This is a genomic window from Nocardia sp. NPDC050799 (assembly GCF_040654015.1).
Lineage (GTDB): Bacteria > Actinomycetota > Actinomycetes > Mycobacteriales > Mycobacteriaceae > Nocardia.
This window is the reverse complement of sequence record NZ_JBFAHF010000022.1, coordinates 101,956-125,499: the sequence shown is the minus strand read 5'-3', so window position 1 is coordinate 125,499 and position 23,544 is coordinate 101,956. Positions and strand designations below refer to the sequence as shown.

Annotated in this window: 18 protein-coding genes; 9 read left to right on the top strand and 9 right to left on the bottom strand. The window is 67.7% G+C overall.

Translation table 11 applies throughout. From position 1 onward, the window contains the following. The first annotated feature begins 405 nt into the window (after positions 1 to 405). The 8 genes from AB0H42_RS22700 to AB0H42_RS22665 all read left to right on the top strand — a co-directional run bounded on the left by AB0H42_RS22700 (position 406) and on the right by AB0H42_RS22665 (position 13,491). Positions 406 to 942 carry an NUDIX hydrolase gene (locus AB0H42_RS22700; RefSeq protein WP_063059466.1) on the top strand — a complete coding sequence of 179 codons (537 nt, stop codon included), beginning with the start codon at positions 406 to 408 and terminating at the stop codon, positions 940 to 942. Beyond that, entirely contained in the window at positions 939 to 3,566 is a 2,628-nt protein-coding gene (locus AB0H42_RS22695) for a DUF6049 family protein (RefSeq protein ID WP_357058744.1), read from the top strand. Before AB0H42_RS22700 ends, AB0H42_RS22695 begins: the two co-directional genes overlap by 4 nt. 1,378 nt (positions 3,567 to 4,944) lie before the next feature. Next, a complete protein-coding gene (locus AB0H42_RS22690) occupies positions 4,945 to 8,778 on the top strand; it encodes a murein biosynthesis integral membrane protein MurJ (RefSeq protein WP_357058741.1) in 3,834 nt (1,277 codons plus the stop codon). 264 nt (positions 8,779 to 9,042) lie between these two features. Next, on the top strand, positions 9,043 to 9,621 hold the full coding sequence (sigM, locus tag AB0H42_RS22685) for an RNA polymerase sigma factor SigM (protein ID WP_357058738.1): 579 nt from the start codon (positions 9,043 to 9,045) through the stop codon (positions 9,619 to 9,621). A 132-nt stretch (positions 9,622 to 9,753) separates the two neighbouring features. Further along, positions 9,754 to 10,611: a hypothetical protein gene (locus AB0H42_RS22680; RefSeq protein WP_357058735.1), complete on the top strand. Its 858-nt coding sequence runs from the start codon at positions 9,754 to 9,756 to the stop codon at positions 10,609 to 10,611. A gap of 147 nt (positions 10,612 to 10,758) precedes the next feature. Continuing rightward, positions 10,759 to 11,748: a thioredoxin-disulfide reductase gene (trxB, locus tag AB0H42_RS22675; protein WP_357058733.1), complete on the top strand. Its 990-nt coding sequence runs from the start codon at positions 10,759 to 10,761 to the stop codon at positions 11,746 to 11,748. Between the two features lie 41 nt (positions 11,749 to 11,789). After that, a complete protein-coding gene (trxA, locus tag AB0H42_RS22670; protein ID WP_030524460.1) occupies positions 11,790 to 12,122 on the top strand; it encodes a thioredoxin in 333 nt (110 codons plus the stop codon). A 175-nt stretch (positions 12,123 to 12,297) separates the two neighbouring features. After that, complete coding sequence (locus AB0H42_RS22665; protein ID WP_357058731.1) at positions 12,298 to 13,491, top strand: N-acetylmuramoyl-L-alanine amidase; 1,194 nt, start codon at positions 12,298 to 12,300, stop codon at positions 13,489 to 13,491. A gap of 21 nt (positions 13,492 to 13,512) precedes the next feature. Here the strand turns inward: AB0H42_RS22665 and AB0H42_RS22660 are convergent, their stop codons facing one another. Then, positions 13,513 to 14,238: a GNAT family N-acetyltransferase gene (locus tag AB0H42_RS22660; RefSeq protein WP_357058768.1), complete on the bottom strand. Its 726-nt coding sequence runs from the start codon at positions 14,236 to 14,238 to the stop codon at positions 13,513 to 13,515. Between AB0H42_RS22660 and AB0H42_RS22655 the strand changes: the two genes are divergently transcribed. Next, the gene (locus AB0H42_RS22655) at positions 14,222 to 14,362 is read left to right on the top strand and encodes a hypothetical protein (protein ID WP_162183810.1); all 141 of its coding nucleotides are present in this window, start codon (positions 14,222 to 14,224) and stop codon (positions 14,360 to 14,362) included. The genes AB0H42_RS22660 and AB0H42_RS22655 overlap by 17 nt on opposite strands. A gap of 93 nt (positions 14,363 to 14,455) precedes the next feature. On the opposite strand, the gene AB0H42_RS22650 is transcribed toward AB0H42_RS22655, so the two are convergent. The 8 genes from AB0H42_RS22650 to rpmH all read right to left on the bottom strand — a co-directional run bounded on the left by AB0H42_RS22650 (position 14,456) and on the right by rpmH (position 23,010). Beyond that, the gene (locus tag AB0H42_RS22650) at positions 14,456 to 15,472 is read right to left on the bottom strand and encodes a ParB/RepB/Spo0J family partition protein (RefSeq protein WP_357058728.1); all 1,017 of its coding nucleotides are present in this window, start codon (positions 15,470 to 15,472) and stop codon (positions 14,456 to 14,458) included. A 57-nt stretch (positions 15,473 to 15,529) separates the two neighbouring features. Continuing rightward, complete coding sequence (locus tag AB0H42_RS22645) at positions 15,530 to 16,537, bottom strand: ParA family protein (RefSeq protein WP_357058725.1); 1,008 nt, start codon at positions 16,535 to 16,537, stop codon at positions 15,530 to 15,532. Between the two features lie 2,830 nt (positions 16,538 to 19,367). Further along, positions 19,368 to 20,105 (bottom strand): 16S rRNA (guanine(527)-N(7))-methyltransferase RsmG, encoded by a 738-nt coding sequence (gene rsmG, locus AB0H42_RS22640; protein ID WP_357058722.1) that lies wholly within the window; start codon positions 20,103 to 20,105, stop codon positions 19,368 to 19,370. A 182-nt stretch (positions 20,106 to 20,287) separates the two neighbouring features. Next, a complete protein-coding gene (locus AB0H42_RS22635) occupies positions 20,288 to 20,833 on the bottom strand; it encodes a protein jag (RefSeq protein ID WP_357058719.1) in 546 nt (181 codons plus the stop codon). Positions 20,834 to 20,910: 77 nt separating this feature from the next. Continuing rightward, positions 20,911 to 22,011, bottom strand: a complete 1,101-nt coding sequence (yidC, locus tag AB0H42_RS22630; RefSeq protein ID WP_357058716.1) for a membrane protein insertase YidC — start codon at positions 22,009 to 22,011, stop codon at positions 20,911 to 20,913. Positions 22,012 to 22,015: 4 nt separating this feature from the next. Then, positions 22,016 to 22,363: a membrane protein insertion efficiency factor YidD gene (yidD, locus tag AB0H42_RS22625; RefSeq protein ID WP_357058713.1), complete on the bottom strand. Its 348-nt coding sequence runs from the start codon at positions 22,361 to 22,363 to the stop codon at positions 22,016 to 22,018. Next, a complete protein-coding gene (gene rnpA / locus AB0H42_RS22620; RefSeq protein ID WP_357058712.1) occupies positions 22,360 to 22,761 on the bottom strand; it encodes a ribonuclease P protein component in 402 nt (133 codons plus the stop codon). The genes yidD and rnpA overlap by 4 nt, the downstream gene beginning before the upstream one ends. A 105-nt stretch (positions 22,762 to 22,866) precedes the next feature. Further along, positions 22,867 to 23,010: a 50S ribosomal protein L34 gene (gene rpmH, locus AB0H42_RS22615; protein ID WP_327148977.1), complete on the bottom strand. Its 144-nt coding sequence runs from the start codon at positions 23,008 to 23,010 to the stop codon at positions 22,867 to 22,869. Between the last annotated feature and the right edge of the window lie 534 nt (positions 23,011 to 23,544).

Here is a 23,544-nt window from a genome sequence, read left to right as displayed (position 1 = left end):
CCGGCGCAGCCCACGGAGCCCGGCGGGATCCGGATCGCTTTCGAGGCCGAAACGGCGAGACGGGCCTAAACCCTTCGAGGTGTCTCGTAAAACTCGACGCATGCGGGTTGCGTCGGCATTCGACGTCCGGATCGGATGCCGACTCGACCGCCGGTCGGCCTGGCGTCTGATCGCCTTCACGAATAGCGGCACCCTCTCGGTGCCGAATCTTACGAGGCTTTGAAGGGGTCGAGGCCCGTCCCGCCCCTCGGCCGAAGGTGCTCAACGGTCGCGCGCTATGGACGGTCCACCGCACATCGCATGAGCCGAAAGCGCGAGTCTCGAGGCCTGAACGGCGGGACCAAGGGGGCCTCGACCCCGCGACGCCGGAGGCGGCGCCGATAAACACTGCTCTAGTATTGCGTAGTGTCTCCGGCCGATCGTGCGAACAGTAGACGCCGCCAGCCGCGGCGTCGTGGTTCGGCCGGTGGTGCGGCGAAACCTCGTATGCGTACCGTGCGGGAGACTTCGGCCGGGGGTTTGGTGGTCGATGGGCTGGACGGTCCGCCGGAAGCGCGCTGCGCCGCTCTGATCGGCCGTACCGACCGGCGGGGCCGGCTGCTATGGTCGCTGCCCAAAGGACATATCGAAGAGGGCGAATCCTCGGAACAAACGGCGATCCGAGAGGTCGCCGAGGAGACCGGTATCCAGGGCGTCGTTGTCGCCGAATTGGGCAGTATCGATTACTGGTTCGTCACCGAGGGTCGGCGGGTACACAAAACGGTGCATCATTTTCTGCTGCGTTCGGTCGGTGGTGAATTGTCCGACGCGGATGTCGAGGTCACCCAGGTGGACTGGGTACCGCTGAGCGAATTGAACTCGAGGCTGGCCTACGCGGATGAGCGGAGGCTGGCCGAGGTGGCGAACCGCCTGATCGACCGGATGGAGACCGGCAAGCGATGACGCGTGGACTGAGTCGGATCATGCTCGTGATCCTGACCATCCTCGGTTCGGCGGCGCTGCCCGCGCTGCTCGGATCCCCGGCTCACGCCCAGCCCACGGGGTCGGCCGAAGACACCTCGATGCCGCAGTTCCTGAAGTTGTCCCTCGATTCGGTGAGTCCGGGCACCGTCACCGCGCAGAGCGAGCCGGTGCTCACGGTGGCGGGCACGGTCACCAATATCGGTGACCGCGGGGTCGACGAGGTGGCCGTTCGGGTGCAGCGGGCGCGGCCGGTATCGGACCCCAGCGAGTTGCGTACGGCGCTGAAACTCGATCAGGTGAATTACGAGCTCCCGACGCCCTTCCAGGATGTGGCGGTGCGGCTGGAGCCGGGACAGCGCCAGCAGTTCACCATGACCGTCCCGCTGCGGGACGCGTCGGGGACTTCGCTGAACATCACCGAACCGGGTGTGTACCCGCTGCTGCTGAATGTGAACGGGACTCCGGATTACGGTGGCCAGGCGCGATTGGACGACGCACGGTTCCTGTTGCCCGTGCTGGGGTTGCCGGCCGCCGCGGACGGGAGCGCTCCGCCGCTGCCCGCGCCCGCCGCACCGCCGGTGCAGACAACGCTGCTGTGGCCGCTGGCCGACCGGCCCCGCATGGTGGCCGGGCAAACCGGCGACCTGGACCGGGAAGTCGAGCTGACCGACGACGAGCTGGCCGCCGCGGTGAGCCGCGGGGGCCGGTTGGACGAGCTGGTGGGCGCCTTGGAGTCGGTCTTCGGTGACGATCGGACGGCCGACGGGCCGTCTTCGGCGGTCTGCCTGGCGATCGATCCCGATCTGTTGCTCACCGTGCAGGCCATGACCAGCGATTACCGAGTGCTGGCCAGTCCGTCCGATCCGGACGGCGCGACGCGTCCGGGTTCGGGGACCGAATCCGCGAAGTCCTGGCTGGACCGGTTGCGGAATCTGGCGTCCTCGATGTGCACGGTGGCGCTGCCCTTCGCCCAGGTCGATATCGCTGCGCTCGCGGCGGCCGCCGACCCCGCGCTCACCGCGCGGGCGCTGGATGCGCCGGCGGCGATCGTCGATTCCATCCTGAACACCCGGTCCGTTCGCGGTGTGAGCCTGCCCGACGCCAGCAGCCTGGACCAGGGCGCGGCGCAGCTCCTGAGGAATCAGGGCTTCGGGACCGCGGTGCTGGCCGCCAACGCGGTGGCGCCCGAGGGCGGTGCCGGCGACCCGTACGCGGCCGTCCCCGATCTGGTGCGGCTGCCCGGCGTACCGGGAACGGTTCCGCCGCCCGCGCCGGCTCCCGAGTCCGGCGACACCCCCGATGCGGTACCCGCCGGCGACACCGCCGACGACGGTGCGCAGCCGGGGCCGGGTACACCGGCACAGACCCCGGCGGGGGCCACACCGGCGCAGCCCGGCGGCGGTGGTTCCTCGACGGCCGATCCGGCGCTGCGCGTGGCGACCTTCGATATCTGGCCCGCGGCCGCGCTGGCGGGGGTCGGATCCAATCCACCCACTCCGGCCTATGTACCGGAGTCGGCGCGGTACGCGGTGACCAACGATTCCCGGACCGCGCGGCTGCAGGACGCGTTGGGGGCGGTGTCCTGGCGGGCGCTGCAGAACGATCCGGGCCGGCCGCGTTCGCAGTTGATCATGCCGCCGCAGCAGTGGGGCGCGAACCGGGACGAGGCCGCCGCGCTGCTGCGCCAGCTCGACCTGCTGGTCGAGAACAAACTGGTCGATCCCCGGCCGTTCGACGATCTCGTCGGCCAAGCGCCCGATCCTGTCCCGTATCAGCCGGCGCCGCTGCCGGAGGCGGCCATGGAGGCGGTACCGGTCCATTTCGCGACCCCCGCCCGCGACCAGTCGCATCGGATCTCGCAGCTGCTGCAGGCAATGGTGGAGCTGCCCGAGGCTGCGCCGACCCCGCGCGCCTATCTCGATCCGCTGCGCGACGATCTGGTGCGCGCGCTGTCGCTGTCCGATCGCCGCGGCGGTCCCACCGCGCAGGCCGAGGTCTTCGCTGCGCGCCGGATCGAGAAGGCGACATCGACGGTCGACGAGGTCTTCCGTTCGGTATCGGTGCTGCCGCCCGGCGGGGTGTACACGCTGGCTTCCGAGTCGAGTCCGCTGCTGCTGGTGGCCCGCAACGATCTGCCCGTGTCGGTGCGGATCAGGTTCCGCATCGACGCACCGGCGGAAACCAAGATCACCGATATCGGCGAGCAGTTGCTGCCGCCGCGCGGTACCCGGTCGTTCCAGATCCCGACCGAGGTCAGTGACAGCCGCAAACTCGTGGTGCCGATCTCGCTGAGCACCCCGGAGGGGGTGCCGCTGGGCCACGCCACCTCGATCTCGGTGCGATCCAACGCCTACGGCCAGATCCTGGCGATCATCACCGCATGCGCGGCCGCGCTGCTGTTCCTGCTGGCCGGGCGCCGGTTGTGGCGGCGTTTCCACGGCAAACGCGATCCCGCCGACAAAGGTATCGATCCCGGGTTGCGGCAGCGGGTCGTCCGGTTGGGGCGGGCGCGCCGGCGTGGACGGGGCCGGTCCGGACCACAGGTGAGCGAGGTGGCCCGGGAGGCGACGCACCGGACGGCCCGCGGCCGGGAACGGGTGTAGCGGCGGATTCCCCCGCCGGCGGGGACGGACCGGGCGGCGGTTTTCCGAGGCTCTCGCTCGTGTGCCGGGTGCTGCGCGGCCGCCGCGTGTTTCGGCGGCCGGCTCCGACGCTCCCACGGCCAGGGGTGGTGCACACGGCCGGGAGAGGTGACCCGGGCCCACGACCCATGGAAGATGGAAGGGTGCGCACCGGCTGCCCGGGTTCATCCGGGTGCCGGTGCGTAGGCGGACGCATTACCGCCCGTTCGTCGCGCGCGAACGCCGAGACAATGTGTTCGACGCGACACAGGGGACAACCGCCGCGCGGGGTCCGGGCGATACAGGAGGCATGATGAGCGACGATGAATCCTCCGCTCATCGGCAGCAGCCCGGTCGACAGCCCGACGGTCCACGAGCCCGCCGGTCCCCCAGCGCACCGTGGGAGCGAGCACCTCGAGCTCCCGGCCCGGAGACGGATATGACCGGTCATCCCGGCGATCCGGAACTGGACCGCGACCGCCCCGGCGCGTTCCGGGAGCCGCCCCCGCAACTGCGCCGGCCCGAGCGCCCCGGCACTCCGGCGGATCGATCCGGCCCGCCCGGACCGCGTCCGGTACCGGCACCTCGCCCCGGACCGCATCCGGGGGAGGACCGCTATGCCCCCAACCGGCCACAGCAGCCGGATCCGCGCATGCCCCTGAATCAGCCGCCCGGGCGGCCCGCAAATCCACCGCCGGGAGCTCGCCCGGCCGTACCCCCCGACCAGCGCTCCGCACCACCGCCGGGAGCCCGTCCGGCGGTCCCGCCCGAGCAACGGTCCACGCCACCATCGCCCGCCCGCCCGGCCGTCCCGCCCGAGCAGCGTTCCGCGCCTCCCTCGGGCGCCCGCCCGGCCGTTACCCCCGAACAGCGGCACACGCCCCCGGGGCCCGCGCAGGCCGCTGTACCGCCGATACCCGGTGGCCGCCGACAGCCATCCCCGGGCCGATCGCCAGTACCCGGTCCGGGCCGGCCGCCGGCGCCCGGTGCCCGCCCGCCGGGCCCGGGACGACCCGACGACGGGCGTCCTCCCCTGCGCCCCCGCCCCGACGGCGCCCCCGCCGCGGGCCCGTCCTCCGAACCGTTCCCCGCGCAACGGATGCGGCCGATGCAGCCACCGCCCGCCGGTGGCCCGCCACCGGGCCGCCCCGGGGCCCCGGATCGGGCCCCCATGCCTCCCCAGGCGCGGCCGCAGGCACCGGACTCGCAGCCCCGGGTGCGCAACCGACCCGGGCCGCAGCAGCCGGCGCCACGCCAGGGGCCGCCCTCCCAGCCGTTCCGCCAGGTACCGCCGGGCCGGGAACCCGCACCGGCTTCCGCGGCCGCGGTTCCCGCGCCCAATCGGCCGGGAACGGGCCGGATGCCCGCGGTCGCCGTCGCGGAGAAACCCGCCGCGGGCGCGTCCCCGGACAAGGCCGACAACAGTCAGGCCAAGCTCCTGAAGGATTCCGGGTCGATCGCGATCGCCACCCTGATCAGCCGTATCACCGGTTTCGGTAAACAGCTGCTGTTGCTGACGGTGCTGGGCCCGGCCATCGCCAGCTCGTTCACCTCGGCCAGCCTCATTCCGAACATGATCGCCGAACTGGTGCTGGGTGCGGTGCTGACGGCGATCGTGGTCCCGACGCTGGTCCGGGCCGAGCAGGAGGACTCCGACGGCGGCGCCGCCTTCATCCGGCGCCTGGTCACCGCGGCCTCGGTCATCCTCGGCACCGCCGCGCTGCTGGCCACCGCGGCCGCGCCGATTCTGGCCACCCATGTCTTCGTCTCGGCCGACGGAAAGGTCAACACCGCCCTCACCACGGCACTCACCTTCCTGCTCGTGCCGGCCGTGCTGTTCTACGGGTTGTCCGCGTTGTTCACCGCCGTTCTCAACACCCGCGGCGCGTTCAAACCGGGCGCCTGGGCACCGGTACTGAACAATGTGGTGGTCCTGGTCGTACTGGGCCTATACGCGCTGACGCCGGGGGAGATCACCCTGGACCCGGTACGGATGAGCGACCCGAAACTGCTCGTGCTGGGTTGCGGCGTAACTCTCGGCGTCATCGTCCAGGCCGCCAGCCTGCTGCCCGCGATCCGGCGCCAGGGTATCGACCTGCGCCCGCTGTGGGGGATGGACAACCGCCTCAGACAGTTCGGCACGATGGCGGCCGCCATCATCCTGTACGTGCTGATCAGCCAGATCGGCGGCATCTTCGCGAACAACATTTCCTCGCAGGCCGACGAGGCAGGCCCGGCGATCTACCAGAACGCCTGGCTGCTGCTCCAGCTGCCCTACGGCGTCATCGGCGTCACCCTGCTCACCGCGATCATGCCCCGGCTGAGCCGCAACGCCGCCAACGACGACACCCCCGCGGTGGTCGACGATCTCTCGGCCGCCACCCGGCTGACCATGATCGCGCTGATCCCCATCGTCACCTTCCTGACGATCGCCGGGCCGCAGGTCGGCGACGCGCTGTTCGGCTACGCCCGGTTCGCCGAGGACGCCTCCCGGCTCGGTACCGCCGTGAGCTTCTCGGCGTTCACCCTGATCCCGTACTCGCTGGTGCTGATCCATCTGCGCGTGTTCTACGCCCGCGAACAGGCATGGACACCCACCTGGATCATCCTCGGAATCACCACCATCAAGATCCTGTTCTCGGCACTGGCCCCGTTCATCGCCAACAGCAGTCAGCAGGTGGTGATCGTGCTCGGTGTCGCGACCGGCCTCGGCTTCACCACCGGCGCGGTGATCGGCGGCTACCTGCTGCACCGCAGCCTGGGCGATCTGCGGATGGCCAATGTGGGGCGGACGGTCAGCCGGGTGCTGCTGGCTTCGCTGGCCGGCGGTGCGGTCATGCTCATCGCGGACCGGGTCATGGGACTGGACCGGCTGACCGAATCACTCGGCGGCCCCGGTTCGTTCATCCGCGTGGGTATCACCGCGATCGTCATGTTCGCGGTGGCATTCGGGCTGATGCGCCTGGCCGGTATCCCCGAGGTCGTCGCGATCACGGTGGCCGTCTCGCGCCGCCTCGGCATCACTCCGCCGGCCCCCGAGATCGACCTCGGACCCGCCGAGGACGAATACGCCACCCGCGTTATGCACCGGCCGGATCCGTACCTGGCGTACTCCGGCTTCGACTCGGCCATGGACGCGCAGAGCACCATGGTGCTGCCGGTGATCCGGCCGGACTCGGTTGAGCGCACCGGCGCGGGCCAGTTCCCGTACCCTGTTCGGCAGACGAGCACAAGAGGCAGGACCGCTGAAGTTGCGGCATACCAGGGCGAAGGAGGTCCGAGGGTGAGCGACGACGCGGTGGGCGAGCGCCCAGCCGCCGATTCTTCCTCGAATCCGGCGAGCGGTCGCCTGTCCACCGATGTTCCCCCGGAGCAGTCGGCACCGGGCGACCCGCACACCCAGCGCGGGGGCGGTGAACCGTCTGCGCACGATCCGGCGTACCCGGCGGAGCAGCGGGCGGAATCGGGGGCCTACCCCGACGACGACACCGCGCGCTTCGCGGGTGGATCGGACGACGGATACGAATCGGAGGAACCCGGCGAACACCTGTCGGAAGAGCAGCTACACCAGACCGGTGCGACGGTTTCGGCCACCGACCCGGTCTACGACACCGGCATGATCCCGGTTCCGCCGATGACCCGGTCCAGCCGGGTTCAGCGCGGGCCCGAGCTCATTCCCGGCGCTTCGGTCGCCGGTGGCCGTTACCGGCTGCTGGCCGGGCACGGCGGGGCGCGTGGGCTGCGGTTCTGGCAGGCACTCGATATCAAACTCGACCGTGAGGTCGCGCTGACCTTCGTCGACGCCGATCAGAAGGCCGGCGGTAATTCCGGCCAGGACGGTCCGCAGGCGATCCTGTCCCGGACCCTGCGGCTGGGCCGGATCAACTCGCCGGGTCTGGCCCGGGTGCTGGACGTGGTGCGCGGTAGCTCCGGCGGCATCGTGGTCGCCGAATGGACCCCGGGCCGTTCACTGCGCGAGATGGCCGTAACCGTCCCGTCGCCGATCGGTGCCGCGCGCGCCATCCGCGTCCTGGCCTCGGCCACCGAAATGGCCCACCGCAGCGGCGGAGCCCTGTCCATCGACCATCCGGACCGGATCCGCATCAGCGCATCCGGCGATGCGGTGCTGGCCTTCCCCGGCACCCTGGGTGACGCGGATCCGCAGAGTGATGTCCGCGGTCTGGGCGCCATGCTGTATGCCCTCATGACCGCCCGCTGGCCGCTGCGCCAGGGCGGAATGAGCGGGAACACGGCGACGGTCGGCGGCCTGCACCTGGCCGATTTCGGTCCCGACGGCACTCCGGTGGAACCCCGCCAGATCCGGCCCGAGGTCCCGTTCGAGATCTCCGCGGTGGCGGTACGGTCGCTGGAGCCCGACAAGGGTGTCCGGACCGCAGCCACCATCCAGCATGTGCTGGAGCAGGCGTCGGTGGTGGACCAGAAGACCGATTTCATCCCGGTGCTGCGACTCGGGCAGCGGGCCCCGGCCCCGGTCGACGAATCGCTGGCCGATCCGGAATTGCTCGCCGCCGAACGCGAGAAATCGCAGCGGATGATGTGGATCATGGTGGCCCTGGGCATACTCACCGCCCTGGTCGTCGGCATCGTCATCTGGTGGCTGGTCAGCGTTTTCGCTCCGGGTGACTCCAGCGAGCCGCTCAACGAGCAGAAGGTCATCGGTCTCACCACCAGCCGCGCGCCGGATGCCTCGGAGACACCGGCGGGTCCGTCGTCGGCACCCGCCGCGGCCGCCGGGGTGCCGGTGCCGGCCAGCGCAGTGGTCGTGTTCTCCCCGGAGGGCACCCCCGACGATCCGTCCGGCGCCGCCACCACCACGGACGGCGATCCGGCGACCTCCTGGCGCACCGACCAGTACTTCCAGCAGTTCCCGGCGCTGAAGAAAGGCGTCGGACTGCTGGCCACCCTGCCCAGCCCCGCGACGCTGACCAAGGTCTCGATCACCTCGTCCACCCCGGGAACCAGTGTCGAGATCCGCACCTCGCCCACCGAGGCGGCCACCCTCGATCAGACCCAGCTCGTCGGCACGGCCGTCCTGGGCGACGGGGTGACCGAGGTTCCGATCCAGACCGACCAATCGGCGCGCTACGTCCTCATCTGGGTTACCGGGCTGGGTAATTCGGGGGCGCAGTTCCAAAGCTCCATCGCCGAACTCGGGTTCGAAGCCGAACGCTGATCGGTGCGTTCCGAGCGGCCCGCACGTGCACGCGTGCGGGTCGAGATCGGTTGCCGCCGAATCAATTGCCGGGATATGATCGCGCTCCGCGCTCTCAGCAGGGAGCCCGGCGGGATCAGGGGTTCGATTCCGCACGCTGCCCACCGCAGTGATTGTCGGTACCGGATCACCGGCTGTCGTCGCTGCAGTGAGCGCTGTCCAAGGGGTTGGCTATTGGCGTCCGAAGTGAACGCGGGGGGTCGTGCCGGGACACGAGCCGCTGCGGTGGGAACAGGGGAATCCCAGCTGGATACGACAACCGATACAGATCTGTTGCGGGCCCACGCGAACGGCGCACCGCATGCTTTCGCCGAACTGATCCGCAGGCACAACGATCATCTGTGGCAGACCGCGGTACGTGTCTGCTACACCCCGGAGGACGCGGCCGACGCCCTGCAGGAGGCGCTGCTGTCCGCACACCGCAACGCGGGTTCCTTCCGGGCGGAATCCGGGGTGCGCACCTGGCTGCACCGGATCGTGGTGAACGCCTGCCTCGACCGGATCCGCCGCAACCGCGCGCGGCCGACGCTGTTTCTGGCGCCGGAGATTTGGCCCGAGATCTCCGACGATTCCGACGATTACAGCCGGGTCGATATCTCGCTGGTGCTCGAGCGCGCGCTTTTCCGGCTTCCACCGGACCAGCGGGCCGCGGTCGTCGCGGTCGACGTGGAAGGATACAGCGTCGCGGACGCCGCGGAACTGCTCGGCGTTCCGGTGGGCACCGTCAAGAGCAGATGCGCGCGGGCCCGGCAGCGACTGAAGACCGAACTGGATTCACTGCACGTGGAGAGGAACCAGATGTAGGGCCCTCACGTCAGTACCAGTGACACATTTTTCCTCCCAAACGGTATGTACACCCGAGGGAGTACAGAAAACCGGCCGCAGGAATCGGTATCCGAGTCAGATGGACGCAGCAGCATTGGAGGTGTGCAGGTCATGAGCCCCATTCCGCAACCTCCTTTCCCGGCGGAGTTGCTCGCCGATCTGCACGCCGGAAATATCGATCCGGAGCTCGGTGCTCGCCTGTGGCCCGCGGTACAGCGCGACCCGGACGCGAAACGCTATCTCGACTCGCTGGACGAGCTCCGCGGCTCGCTGGCGGCCCTGGGCACCGTTGAGCGGATCACCCGCCCGATTCCCGGTGATATCGCCGCCCGCCTGAACGCACTGGCCGAATCGCTGGGCCGGCCGGGAGGCGACTCCGGAACCGATACCGCATGGACCGGGCTCGCCGATCCGCCGAACGATTCGCCACCGAACCCTTCCGATATCCCGCCACCGGCACTCGGTTCCGCGCTCCCAGCGCTCGACGAGTCCGGTCCCCGAACACCTTTCGAGCCCGCGGGTATCGCCGCGCCCATCTCCCTGGACGCCCGGCGCAGGCGGCGTCGACTCGTGGCGGGGCTCGCCGCCGCGGCCGTGCTCGTGGTCGCCATCGGGGCCACGTTCTTCGCCGTCGGAGGTTCCGAGAGGGCCACCACCCCCACGGCGGCCCCACCGCCCTCCGCGAGTACCGAACCGGGCCCAGGGCTCGATACGGCGGTGGCGCTGCGCGCGCTCGGCCGCAACGACGTCGGCGGTCGCCTCGCCGAACCCGCCGCACTCGCCGCCTGCGTAGCGGCCAACGGAATAGATCGCCCGGTGCTGGGGTCGGCCGATATGGATTTCCGCGGCCGCGAAGCGGTCCTCATCCTGGTCGGGGGCCGCAACGGAGCGCAGATCACCGCCCTGGTGGTCGGTCCCGGCTGTGGCCCCGGTAACCCCGATGTCCTCGCCACCACCGATATCGGCTAGGCATCTCCCCGGCCTGCGCTGCGGCGCCCGGGACCGGCGGTCGGCCCGCGTCCGACAAGCACCCGCCGGGCGCGGAGGACCGGGAACAAAGCGCGTCTACCCTGTTGTTGACCGAATCGTCCCCGCTAGCTTTTCTGGAAGGGTCCCATGAGCACGCCAGTTCGCGACCTGATCATCGTCGGCTCCGGACCGGCCGGTTACACCGCCGCCGTGTACGCCGCCCGCGCCGAACTCCAGCCGCTGGTGTTCGAGGGCACCCAATTCGGCGGCGCGCTGATGACCACTACCGAGGTGGAGAACTTCCCCGGTTTCCGCGACGGCATCATGGGCCCCGACCTTATGGAACAGATGCGTGAGCAGGCCAAACGCTTCGGTGCCGATATCCGCACCGAAGATGTGGACGCGATCGACCTGAGCGGCCCGGTGAAGAAGATCACCGTGGGCGGCGATGTGTACGAAGCGCACGCGGTGATCCTCGCCATGGGTTCGGCCGCCCGCTACCTCGATGTCCCCGGCGAGCAGGATCTGCTCGGCCGCGGCGTGAGCGCATGCGCCACCTGTGACGGCTTCTTCTTCAAGGGCCAGGACATCGTAGTGGTCGGCGGCGGCGACTCGGCGATGGAAGAGGCGATCTTCCTCACCAAATTCGCCGCCAGTGTCACCGTGGTGCACCGGCGCGAAGAGTTCCGCGCCTCCCGCATCATGCTCGAACGCGCCAAGGCCAACGAGAAGATTCGCTTCCACCTCAACGCCGAAGTCGTGCGGGTTCACGGCGAGACCAGCGTCACCTCACTGACCCTGCGCGACACCCGCACCGGCGAGACTTCCGAACTCGCCGCCACCGGCCTGTTCGTGGCCATCGGCCATGATCCGCGCAGCGAACTCGTCCGCGGCCAGGTCGAGCTGAACGCCGAGGGATACGTGCAGGTGCGTGAGCCGGGCACCCAGACCACCGTCGAGGGCGTCTTCGCCGCCGGTGACCTGGTCGACCACACCTATATGCAGGCGATCACCGCCGCCGGCACAGGCTGTCGCGCCGCCATCGACGCCGAACGCTGGCTCGCCGAACGCGGCGATATCACCAGCAATACGCTGCGGCACGCCGACCGGCCGGTCGACGTCGCTGTAGCGAACTGACCCGCGGGCGCGTCGCGCCCGGGAGATCAAGGAGAACACCCATGTCCGAAAGCACCAACACGGTCACCGTCACCGACAAGTCGTTCGCCGACGACGTGCTGTTGAGCGAGAAGCCGGTGCTGGTCGATTTCTGGGCCACCTGGTGCGGGCCGTGCAAGATGGTCGCCCCGGTGCTGGAGGAGATCGCGGGTTCGCACGGCGAGAAACTCACGGTGGCCAAACTGGACATCGACGCCAATCCCGAGACCGCCCGTGATTATCAGGTGATGAGCATCCCGACTATGATCCTTTTTGCCGGTGGTAAGCCGGTGAAACAGATCGTCGGAGCCAAGGGCAAGGCTGCTCTCCTGCGGGAACTCGAAGACGTGATCTGACGTCTCGAATACGCCAACAAGCGGCCGTGACGCGGCGACGCGCCGTAGTATGCCCTGACCGAGATTGTCGAATTCCGGTCGGGGTCTGACAGAATCGACCACGCTCCGTCGTGCGAGGGTGTAGGCCGTCGCATGAGTGGGTACCCGGGATTGACGGAAGGAAGGGCCCTCACGCATGCACCGACTTCGTCACGGCGACATCGGTCCAGCCGTAGCAGAGGTTCGGAGCACCCTGGCAAGTCTGGGGTTCCTGCACGCGCACAACAGCGTGGACACCGATAGCGCGGGCGAATACTGGAAAGACACCGAAGCCACCTTCGATTACCAGCTCGATTCCGCGGTGCGTGCATTCCAGCAGCACCGCGGACTGTTGGTCGACGGCGTCGTCGGCCCGGCCACCTACCGCGCGTTGAAAGAGGCGTCGTATCGGCTGGGCGCCCGCACCCTCATCTACCAGCTCTCCGCCCCGCTCTACGGCGACGATGTGGCGACGCTGCAGCGCCGGCTGCAGGATCTCGGGTTCTATGTGCACCGGGTGGATGGGTTCTTCGGTCCGCACACCCACGAGGGGTTGACCTCGTTCCAGCGCGAGATCGGTCTGTCGGCAGACGGTATCTGCGGTCCGGATACGCTCCGTTCGCTGGAATTGCTCGGCGCCCGGGTTACCGGGGGCAATCCGCACCGGATCGCCGAAGAAGAAGTGGTGCACCGGGCCGGGCCGCAGCTCACCGGTAAACGTATCGTCATCGATCCGGGTTTGGGTGGAGACGACCGCGGCCGGGCCGTACCCACCGAATTGGGAGACGTGTACGAATCGGAGGTTTTGTGGGATCTGGCCAGCCGGCTGGAGGGCCGGATGGCGGCCACCGGGATGGAAACCTTTCTGTCCCGCCCGTGGGGGAGCAATCCGACCGATGTGGAGCGCGCGGAAACCTCCAACGCCTTCGACGCGGATTTGATGATCTCGCTGCGATGCGCGTCCAATTCCAGCCCCATGGCCAACGGCGTCGCCGGGTTCTACTTCGGTAATTCGCACGGGTCGGTCTCCATGATCGGCCAGGTCCTGGCCGGGTTCATCCAGCGCGAGGTGGTGGCTCGTACCTCGCTGCAGGATTGCCGTACCCATCCGCGTACCTGGGATCTGCTGCGCCTGACCAAGATGCCGACCGTTCAGGTCGATCTCGGCTATGTCACCAATCAGTACGATGCCTCGGTGCTGGCCAACCCCCGGATGCGCGATGTCATCGCGGAAGCGATTCTGATCTCGGTGAAGCGCCTCTACCTGCTCGGGCAGGACGATCAGCCCACCGGCACATACACTTTCGCCGAACTGCTGGCCGAAGAACTCGCCGCCGCCGACAGCGGATAGCGAGCTCCCCGGCCGGGGGTTCTACAACGTGAGGACCCGGGTCGGCACGGTCATCGACGCAGCGGCCAGCAGCTGGTCGAGAGCGTGCTCGACATCTTCTTTCCAGCCGTGGTCGGAGTCGAGTTCGAGCCGCAACCGTGGGAAGCGATGGTGCGGCGCCACCACTTCGAATCCGACCTCCTCCAGGAAGTCGGATTCGATCATGCAGTTCTGCGGACTGCAGTCCAGGCTGGATCCGCGCGTACCGCGATCGGGTGCGCCGATCCGTTCCATCAGGCGCATGGTCCCGGTGGGCCGGTCGGACAGGGCAGTGCTCGCCGGGGTCCCGCGGATACCGAAGGCTTCCAGTGCGCGCACACCTCGCCGGACCAGGTCGGTGACCACGCCCTGCACCAGACGGTAGGCGATATCGCCGTCCAGGTCGGGATACTCCGTACCGAGGGTGGTGAGCAGTACCGCATCGGGGCTCACGGGGGAGGTGGGGAAGAGTCCGGAACGCGAAACGACCCGGGGCGGCGCGTAGAGGGCACAACCGACAGTTTTGTCGTCGACGGTCGCCAATTGGCCGCAGGAACCCCATTCGAGCATGACCGTCGAGATCCAGGCTTCCTTCTCGAACACCGGATCGCTGAATCCGCACGAGTCCGCGGCCACCGCGGGATCCATTTCCCAGAAAACACAGCGGCGGGCATGAGCCGGTAGCCGGCTGATGCTCTCCAGGGTTAGTCCTGTGACGCTGGTCGACACCGCTCTGCTCAGCCTCCAGCTATCCGATTCGTCTACGCTCACGCCGCATCATAGTTTTCTCGACAGCCAGAATATGCGATCAAGCGAACCCGCCTCATTTCGCGTCACCGTGATCTTCGATTGATTTCCGTAGCCGCGCTCTGACCCCACGACCAGCCACTGTCACAGTGACGTTTCAGCTCCGGGGGGCAGGTTGCGCGGGCGACACGGCGATTTTTCAGTTTTCGAGTGCCGATTGCATCATCAGCTCGACAATCCGTTCCAGATCGTCCACCGATCCGAACTCGACGACGATCTTGCCCTTCCGTTTACCGAGGTTCACCGAAACCTTGGTGTCGAACGATGTCGACAGGCGGTCGGCCACATCCTGTAGTCCAGGGGAGTGGATAGGCGGCCGCTTCGGCACCGGAGGTTTGGGCGGCTCCTCCTCCCGGTTCGCCAGCTTTACCGCTTCCTCGGTGGAACGCACCGAGAGCCCCTCGGCGACGATCCGAGCCGCAAGCACTTCCTGGGCGTCGGCGCCACCCTCGAGACCGAGCAACGCGCGCGCATGCCCGGCGGAAAGCACGCCGGCCGCGACCCGGCGCTGCACCGGGATCGGTAGTTTCAGCAGCCGGATCATATTGGTCACCACCGGCCGGGACCGGCCCAGCCGGGTTGCCAGTTCCTCCTGGGTGACCCCGAACTCTTCGAGCAGCTGCTGATAGGCCGCTGCCTCTTCGAGCGGGTTCAGTTGAACGCGGTGGATATTTTCCAGCAGCGCGTCCCGGAGCATGGCATCGTCGTTGGTTTCACGAACGATGGCCGGGATGGTTTCCAGACCGGCCTGCTGGCACGCCCGCCAGCGCCGCTCGCCCATGATGAGCTGATAGCGGCCACTGCCCGATTCGATTTCCCGCACCACGATCGGCTGCATGAGCCCGAATTCCCGGACCGAGTGGACGAGTTCCGAGAGGGCCTCGTCGTCGAAATACTGACGCGGCTGCTTGGGGTTCGCCTCGATTTTGTCCGGCGCTATCTCTCGATACACCGCGTCACCGGCCGAAGCCAGCTCCGGAACCTCCACAGGTTCCGGCACCTGATGAAGATAGGTGGATGCTGGGCGGGGCCCGGGATCCAGTCCGATCACCGCATTGGCCGCCTCGGTCCCCAGACCCGCCGCGACCGGCGCCGGTCCCGTCGGGATCAATGCCGCCAGACCGCGTCCCAGCCCACCCTTTTTCGACTGACTCACCGGCCTACCCTTTCCCTTGCCCGCGTCCACAACCACGCCCGATCACACTCGATCCATTCACTCCGCGCCATCCGCCGCCGCGGCGTACTTCACCGCACCGCGTGCGGCGAGCTCCCGGCCGGCATCCAGATAGCTCAAGGCACCGCGGGAGCCCGGATCATAATCCAGAACCGTCATCCCGTACCCGGGCGCCTCGGAGACCTTGACACTGCGCGGAATCACCGAGCGCAGCACCACATCGCCGAAGTGGCTGCGCACCTCCTCGGCGACCTGGTCCGCCAGCTTGGTGCGCCCGTCGTACATCGTGAGCACCACAGTCGATACATGAAGGTCGGGGTTGAGATGCGACTGCACCAGGCCGATATTCCGAATCAACTGACCCACACCTTCCAGCGCGTAGTACTCGCACTGGATCGGGATCAGGACCTCGCGCGCCGCGACCATCGCATTGATGGTGAGCAGCCCGAGCGAAGGTGGGCAATCGATCATGACGTAGTCGATGTCGTAGCCGGCGATATTGGCTTCCTGAATGGCCCCCTTGAGCCGAGCTTCACGAGCCACCATGGAGACCAGTTCGATCTCGGCCCCGGCCAGATCGATCGTCGCGGGAATGCAGAGGAGATTATCGCTGTGCGGGCTCTGCTGGATCGCATCCTGAACCTTGATCTCACCGATCAGCAGTTCGTATGTGGACGGGATACCCGAATGATGCTCGACCCCCAGCGCGGTACTGGCGTTGCCCTGCGGATCGAGATCTATTACGAGCACCTTCATCCCATGGTGCGCCAGAGCTGCGGCCAGATTCACCGTCGTCGTGGTCTTACCCACCCCGCCCTTCTGGTTGGCCACGGTGATGATGCGTTGCTCATGCGGTTTCGGCACTGTCACCTTTCCTGGGTGCATTAGCTGGCTCGCGCGGTGCGCTTCGGCAGCAATCGGCGTCTCGGTGGGGGAGATGTGCCCGTACGGCGTACTCCCGAAGGCTTCCGGGCCGATATTGCTGTTATCCAGCATTCCCGGTACGCGTGATGTTTCCCGTGAAACATTCGCTGAACCGTTCGACATAGACCGCTCCTAACGCGAGAACTGCAAGTCACGTGGCCTGACGGACGCCGGCGCCGTGTCGTCGAAACAAGCCGTACTGGTTCGAATCATGCTCCACGACGACAACCTCGGCATCTGCGTGAGGACCGGACAGCTTCGCTGCGATGCCTGATCACGCGAAGCTACCTCCTCCGACGCTGACGCTCAGTCGCCAGTCGACCGAGCGGAGCTTTCGCCGCTGCAACACCAAGATTCCTACGTGGCACCGACGCTCACGCCCGACGCTCATAGCTTGCCAGCCGCAGGCGCGATAAGAAAGCTGAATCGCGGCGACGCGCCCACAACACGCCTAACTTTCCGCATTCCGAGGCAGAACTACCGTCGCCGACGAGTTGGATGGCGATGTTTCACGGGAAACATCGACCACGGACACATCGGCCTCTGGAAGCTCTGCGGGAACCGGGTTCCCGAGAACAGCCACCGCCGCCTTTCATCAACCGCTCACGCCGCCTTCTACATCACCCGCCTCCGGACCTTGCGGGGGCGATCAAGAAGCTACGAACGACCCGTCTCGGCGGTCAGCGCGTCGAGTTAAATCTCTACTGCGAGCCTCGGCAGTGAACCGGGTTGTCACAGTGACGGTTCGGTGGGTAGGGGAGCCCACACCCATGGCCAGTCCACCGAGTGCGCACCTGCGCTCTCTGTGCCCCCTGATCCTCGGCAACCAGGTGTCGGGCGTAGCTCGACCACCGACCCTCCACCACCGAGCCCGCCCCGCCCCGCCTTGCCCGCCCGCCTTGCCCGCCCGCTTTGCCCGCCCGGCATGCCCCGCCCGGCATGGCTCGACCGACGCAGCCGGACCGGCTTATCCCGTCTGGCATCACTCACCAGGTCGGTCCGTCCGGCGTCTCCTCGACCACCGGCACTCGCCAAGGCAGCGTTCGTCGACTCGGCCCGGCGCCTCGCGTGGATGCGGCCTCAGCGTTACCCGCATTCGCGGAGGTACCTGCCGCACCCTGCGCGGATCACTTGCGGCCGGCCGTACTTCGCCAGTGACCCGCTCCGCCCACGACGAACCGCCGCCCATCGGAAACCCGCCCCGGGTCGATAGCGAAGGGAAGTCTCGGGCTGTCACCGGGTTGGCGGCTCACTGAACCGGCGCATCGTCTCGACAAGATCTACAGCCGACACCACACGCTTCGTCGTGGCGCAAATGGCGACCCCGTCACCCCGGTGCACCCGTATAGCGAAATCATTCCGGACCTATCCAAATCACTCCGGACCTATCCGAACGAAGCACCGCACTGAACGGCCGCGTCCACCACCGGGCAGGCATTACGTACCCGGCGTTACGGCTGGACAGGAACTCGGCCGCCGTCGACTCCGCTCTACGAATGGCCGCACAGGCGCACTGTCCGATTCGGTGTACGGCCGACCCGCACAGCACCATCGGCCTGGAGAAACCACCCGCTCGTTTCAGATCACGAAGTCATTTGATCGGGAGATACCGCGCCGACAGCCTGTATCACGACCTATCCCCAATGATCCGCGGCGATATCTCACCCGCACCGAGCACTCACCCCAAGCGTGGCGGCTCGGATCGCCGATCGCGGAGCGCCGGATTCCGGCAGGGCATCCGCGCGACCATTGGATGCCCTGTAGGCGCCGTTCGGCTCCACACCGATCCAACGGTTGAGCATGTTCCCCGCAGCATCCGTAATGGATCGGAGACACTCAGCCGATGCTCCCCGTTCAACCACGGGACCGGCCCACCCCGGCCGCTTCCATCGAACCGCAACCGAACCGGACTGCACGCGTTCCGAGGGTGCATCGCACCGGTCTCGATCTGCTGCGGTTCCTGCGCAATGTGACGCGGATTTCACCGGCGCCCCCAGCGAACCGACCAGCGGCAGCGAACCGACCGCATCCAACGTGTTGACGCCAAGCGGCCCAGTTCGATGCCGACGCATCACCCCACGCCAGCTCGCGAGGCCGAGCCGAACGAAGGGATGCACAAGCCGGACGCGGCAGCAGTGCGCGAGCCGAACGCAGTAGCAGTGCGACCAGAACGGGGGGACAGTCGGCCGCGCGCACTGAAGCGGCCGGGGATCACCCATGGGCTGGACTGCCTGGCGGCGCAGCCGGAGCGAGGCCTGCCGACCCCACTCACCCGACCTTCATATCGCGCGCGGAGAAGCAGAGTCATAACTCGTAAGGTTCGACACGACGATCCCGCAGGTTCGTGTGCATAGAAATCCGCGCATCACCGGACGGAACTCGTCGAATTCCGGTACCGACTCTCTGAGCGGACGAGTCCGCGGGACGAGGAAGTCACCCAAGTGCCGAACCAGCCGAGCCGGCACATCGATCCGTTTCACGTGAAACCCGGCCCCTGCGTTCGCCTATGCCCGGGCAACCCGGCTGCTCGACCGACGGAAGATCCCGGCCGCCCGCCCCACCTCGAGCGATCACATAATCTGGGCCCCACAGCACACAGCCCGGCTTCAGCCGCTGGTCGAGCACCGAACCTCGAGGAAGCCGAAGCGGGCCAATGCGGGCCGCGGGCGAGACGGTCTGCAAAATCTTTCGGTCCCGGCCCGGCAGTTCTCCGTATTAGGCTGCCGGGCGAGCCGGGCCGCGGGTCGACGATCAAACCCACAACAACCCAACCGGGATCAGCGAGCGCGACCGGCAGGACTCATCAAGTGCATCGAAAATACTCCGGGACTCCGGGACTCCGGGACTCCGGGACTCCGGGACTCCGGGACAGAGGATGGCCCATCCCACGGCTGGCGGCAGGCGCATGTTTCCCGTGAAACATTCGCCCGCCAAGACCGCGGCGATTCCGCTCCTACTTTCGGCCGACCCGGCGCTCCGCCCGCACAGCGCGCTTGATCGATTTCTTCGGTGCGCGCTCCGAGCGGCGCAGCCGTTCCGCCGACAGGACCATGGTGGGGGTGGCGACTATCCCGGCGCCGCACTCCAGAACGGAGAAATTCCCGGCACCGGATCGCTCTACCGCGGCCCGGTCGCGCTCCAGCTCCTCGGCCACACTGGATCCTTTGAGGGCGAGCATATGACCGTGCTCCCGGAGCAGCGGAATCGACCATTCGGCCAGCCGTGCCAGGGGAGCGACCGCCCGGGAGGTGACAACATCCGCGCCGCCCGCCTCTCGGATGACACCGGGCTGTTCGGCCCGGCCGCGCACCACGGTGATCGCGAGGTCGGCTGCGTCTATGAATTCCTTCAAGAAGACGGTGCGGCGGAGTAGCGGTTCCACGAGGACGATGCGTAGGTCGGGCCGGGCCAACGCGAGCGGGATTCCGGGTAGGCCCGCGCCGCTGCCGATATCGACCACGGAGGCGCCCTCGCCGATGAGTTCGCCGACGACTGCACAGTTGAGGATGTGTCGCTCCCATAGGCGCGGCACCTCCCGCGGTCCGATCAGTCCGCGCTCCACTCCGGCGGTAGCGAGTGCGGTCCAGTAGTCACGTGCCAACTCCAACCGAGCGCCGAAGACGATCTCCGCTTCGGTCGGCGGCAGCGATTCCGGTGTTCCGGCCTCCGAATCGCCGAGATCTGGTTTCACGTGAAACACCCTTCCGTGTGATCGTGTCGACTCGCCTGTCATGAATATTCTCTTCCGGCCCTCAACCGTAGTTGTCGCGACGCAGCGACGAGGGAGATACATCGGAGACAGGTGAGGCCCGGGTCCACGGACCCGGGCCTCACCCGACCACTCGGCACCCGGCTACCGCACGGGCCGCGGTCTCACTCCGGTACGACAACCACTCGACGGTTCGGCTCGACGCCTTCGCTTTCGCTTGCGACACCCTCGATCGAGGAGACCGCGTCGTGCACGATCTTGCGCTCGAACGGAGTCATTGGGGCGAGTTCCTCGGGAGCGCCGGTCTGCAGAACACGCTGCGCTGCCGCGGCGCCGAGCGCACTCAGGTCGGTACGACGCTTCGCACGCCAGCCCGCCACATCGAGCATGAGCCGACTGCGGATACCGGTCGACTGCTGCACCGCGAGCCGGGTGAGCTCTTGGAGCGCATCGAGCACCTCGCCACTGTGGCCGACCAGTTTCGTCAGATCTTTGCCACCGTCGATACTCACCACCGCGCGGTCGCCTTCGACGTCGAGATCGATATCGCCGTCGAAGTCGAGCACGTCGAGCAGCTGCTCGAGGTAGTCGGCGGCGATCTCACCCTCTTCGATGAGCGCCTCCTCGGCCTCGCTCACCGCGTCGTCGGACTCGGTCTCCACGACGGTCGTGGATACGGTGGCATCTCCACCTTCGGTCTCGAGAGTCATGTGTTTCCTTTATCTGCTCGCCGGACCCCGGCCTGCCCCGGCCGGGATCACGATCACAAGGGGACTGGGGGAATAGCTCAGCGCCGGCGCTTCTGATTCGCCCGGCCGCGGTTACCCGGTCGCTTCTGACCGCTCGACCGCCGCTGGCCCGACTGCTTACCGCCCGACTTGGCGGTCGGCTTCGCCGCTGCCGAACCGTTCGCTTCCGCCTTGCCGGCCTCCGCCGAATCGGAATCCGTCTCGCTGTCGGCTTTCACCGGCTTCTTTCTGGTGTCGACGGGTTTCGCGCCGGGCTTGGGCGCGTTCTCGGCCTGTTTCGCTGCCTTGGCCTGACGCTTGTCTTCTTCTTCTTTGGCCATCCGGCCGAAGACGAGGTGTTGCTGGCCATAGGTCCAGATGTTGTTGGAGACCCAGTAGAGCAGGATGGCGATCGGCAGGAAGGGACCACCGACGAGCACACCGAACGGGAACACCCACAGCGCCAGTTTGTTCATCAGCGCGGCCTGCGGGTTGGCCGCGGCCTCCGCGCTCTGGCGGGCCACCGAGGCCCGCGCATTGAAGTGGGTGGCGATCGCGGCGATGATCATCAGCGGGATGGCGACCGCGGCGATGCTGACCTTGCTCGGGATGCCGCCGTAGTCGGCGAAGGCCAGCAGCTCGTCGGCCGGCGCGGTGATGAACGCCGAGATCGGCGCGCCGAAGATACGGGCGCTCAGGAAGGACTGCACATCGTCGGCGTTGAAGACATAGTTCGGCGTGTGGGCGTTGGTGTACGGGTCCATCCCGAGCTGACCGAATCCGTGACCGGTCCGGTTGAACGAGCGCAGCACATGGAACAGACCGAGGAACACCGGCACCTGGGCCAGGATCGGCAGGCAGCCCATGAGCGGGTTGAAGCCGTGGTCCTTCTGGAGCTTCTGCATCTCCAGCGCCATCTTCTGGCGGTCGTTCTTGTATTTCTTCTGCAGCTCTTTGATCTGCGGCTGCAGTTCCTGCATCTGCTTGGTGGTACGAACCTGTCTCACGAACGGCCTATAGAGCACCAAACGCAGCGTGAAGACGAGGAACACCACGGACAGAGCCCAGGAAAGGCCGTTGTCCGCCCCGAAGGCGAAGCCGAAGACCCGGTGCCAGAACCAGAGGATCCAGGACACCGGATAGTAGATGAAATCGAGCACGGCTCTATGCACTCCCGTCGGTAGTGTCACCGATCACCGCATGCGGTGATCCCTTACAAGCTTCGGTCCGCGGATCGTCGTGGCCGACGTTGCGCCGCCGCTCCGGTACGGGATCCCACCCACCAGGGTGCCAGGGGGCGCATTTGGCCAGTCGCACGGCCGTCAGTCCGACGCCGATCACCAGCCCCCGGGTCCGGAGTGCGGTCACCGCGTACTCACTACAGGTGGGGGTGAAGCGGCACACCGGCATGCGAGTGGGGGAGACGTAGGTCCGGTACAGCTCGATCGAGAAGATCAGAATATTCGCGGGCCACCGGCGGACGGTCGCCGCGTACGCACCCAGCGCGCTCATCGCGACGTACCCCGGCCGGCTGTCACGGCCGATAAGACACCGAGCTTGCGCAACCCGCTACGCAGCTGTCGGCTCAGCTCGCCGCTGTCGGCGGTCGCGGCGCCGGGAAGTGCGCGGATCACGATATCCACCTCGGCGGGGATGTCGGCGGTCAGTTCTGCACAGATATGACGCAGGCGGCGGGCCGTGCGGTGTCGTACGACCGCGTTGCCCACCGCCTTGCTGACGATCAGCCCGAATCGCGGACCGCCGGAACGAACCGGCGCGTCGCGCAATACCGGGTCCCCCTGATCGGCCAGCGCATGGACGACCAGATCGCGATTTCCCGTACGCCTGCCACGCCGTACCGTTCGGGAGAAATCGGCACGGTTGTGCAGCCGGTGCGGCTCAGGAAGCACCCGGAGGCCCGAGGCTCGTCGAAGCCGCCGCTGCGGCGTAGCTACCGGCGGCGTTGGTTACGGGGTTCGGCGGACCCGGCATCGGACACCGAATTCGACGGGGAATCAGGCGGTGAGAGTGCCGCGGCCCTTACGGCGGCGCGCGGTAACGATGGCGCGGCCCGCACGGGTCCGCATCCGGAGACGGAAACCGTGGACGCGCGCCCGACGACGGTTGTTCGGCTGGAACGTCCGCTTGCCCTTGGCCACGGTCAACACTCCTCGAATTGGTGGGCGCCCTGCGGCACCCGAAGCTTTTCGGTGATTCTGGCGATGTCTACCCGGCGCCGCGGTCCTGGCGAACGGTCAGCACAGAACGATCACCACGCCGGGGGGTGACTGTACGAGGGTACTTATCCAGTTCTACCGGGTCAAACTCGCCCCCCATCGTGGCGCTCCACGCGGGCACCCGGCGATCCGCCACCCGGCCCGCGGTGGCGATGATCACCATGCGATCGTGGGGGCGCACAGGGGTGCAGGTGGGGCGCTCATCGCCGACCCGCGCACGGCGCGGGACCGCGGTGGTGGTCCGCCGAGATTCTCCCCATCTGTGGATAATTGTGTGGAAATACCCTGTGAATGGCATATTCGTAGGGCCGAGGGTGCCACGCCGCAGCCGGAAGATCGGGGATTCCGGGCAGCGTCCCCGGGCACCGTATCCACGGGATACGGCAGATCGGTGGTGCGGACGTATGCGGTGTCACTGGGACGAACCAGTACAGTGGACGCACCGCGAGCCCCGGA

What these genes read in the sequence shown, in the direction of transcription:
- AB0H42_RS22680 (WP_357058735.1), top strand. Translation starts at nt 9,754, where the DNA reads ATGAGCCCCATTCCGCAACCTCCTTTCCCGGCGGAGTTGCTCGCCGAT.
- AB0H42_RS22690 (WP_357058741.1), top strand. Translation starts at nt 4,945, where the DNA reads ATGCCCGCGGTCGCCGTCGCGGAGAAACCCGCCGCGGGCGCGTCCCCG.
- AB0H42_RS22665 (WP_357058731.1), top strand. Translation starts at nt 12,298, where the DNA reads ATGCACCGACTTCGTCACGGCGACATCGGTCCAGCCGTAGCAGAGGTT.
- yidD (WP_357058713.1), bottom strand. Translation starts at nt 22,363, where the DNA reads ATGAGCGCGCTGGGTGCGTACGCGGCGACCGTCCGCCGGTGGCCCGCG.
- AB0H42_RS22645 (WP_357058725.1), bottom strand. Translation starts at nt 16,537, where the DNA reads ATGTCGAACGGTTCAGCGAATGTTTCACGGGAAACATCACGCGTACCG.
- AB0H42_RS22695 (WP_357058744.1), top strand. Translation starts at nt 939, where the DNA reads ATGACGCGTGGACTGAGTCGGATCATGCTCGTGATCCTGACCATCCTC.
- trxA (WP_030524460.1), top strand. Translation starts at nt 11,790, where the DNA reads ATGTCCGAAAGCACCAACACGGTCACCGTCACCGACAAGTCGTTCGCC.
- AB0H42_RS22635 (WP_357058719.1), bottom strand. Translation starts at nt 20,833, where the DNA reads ATGACTCTCGAGACCGAAGGTGGAGATGCCACCGTATCCACGACCGTC.
- trxB (WP_357058733.1), top strand. Translation starts at nt 10,759, where the DNA reads ATGAGCACGCCAGTTCGCGACCTGATCATCGTCGGCTCCGGACCGGCC.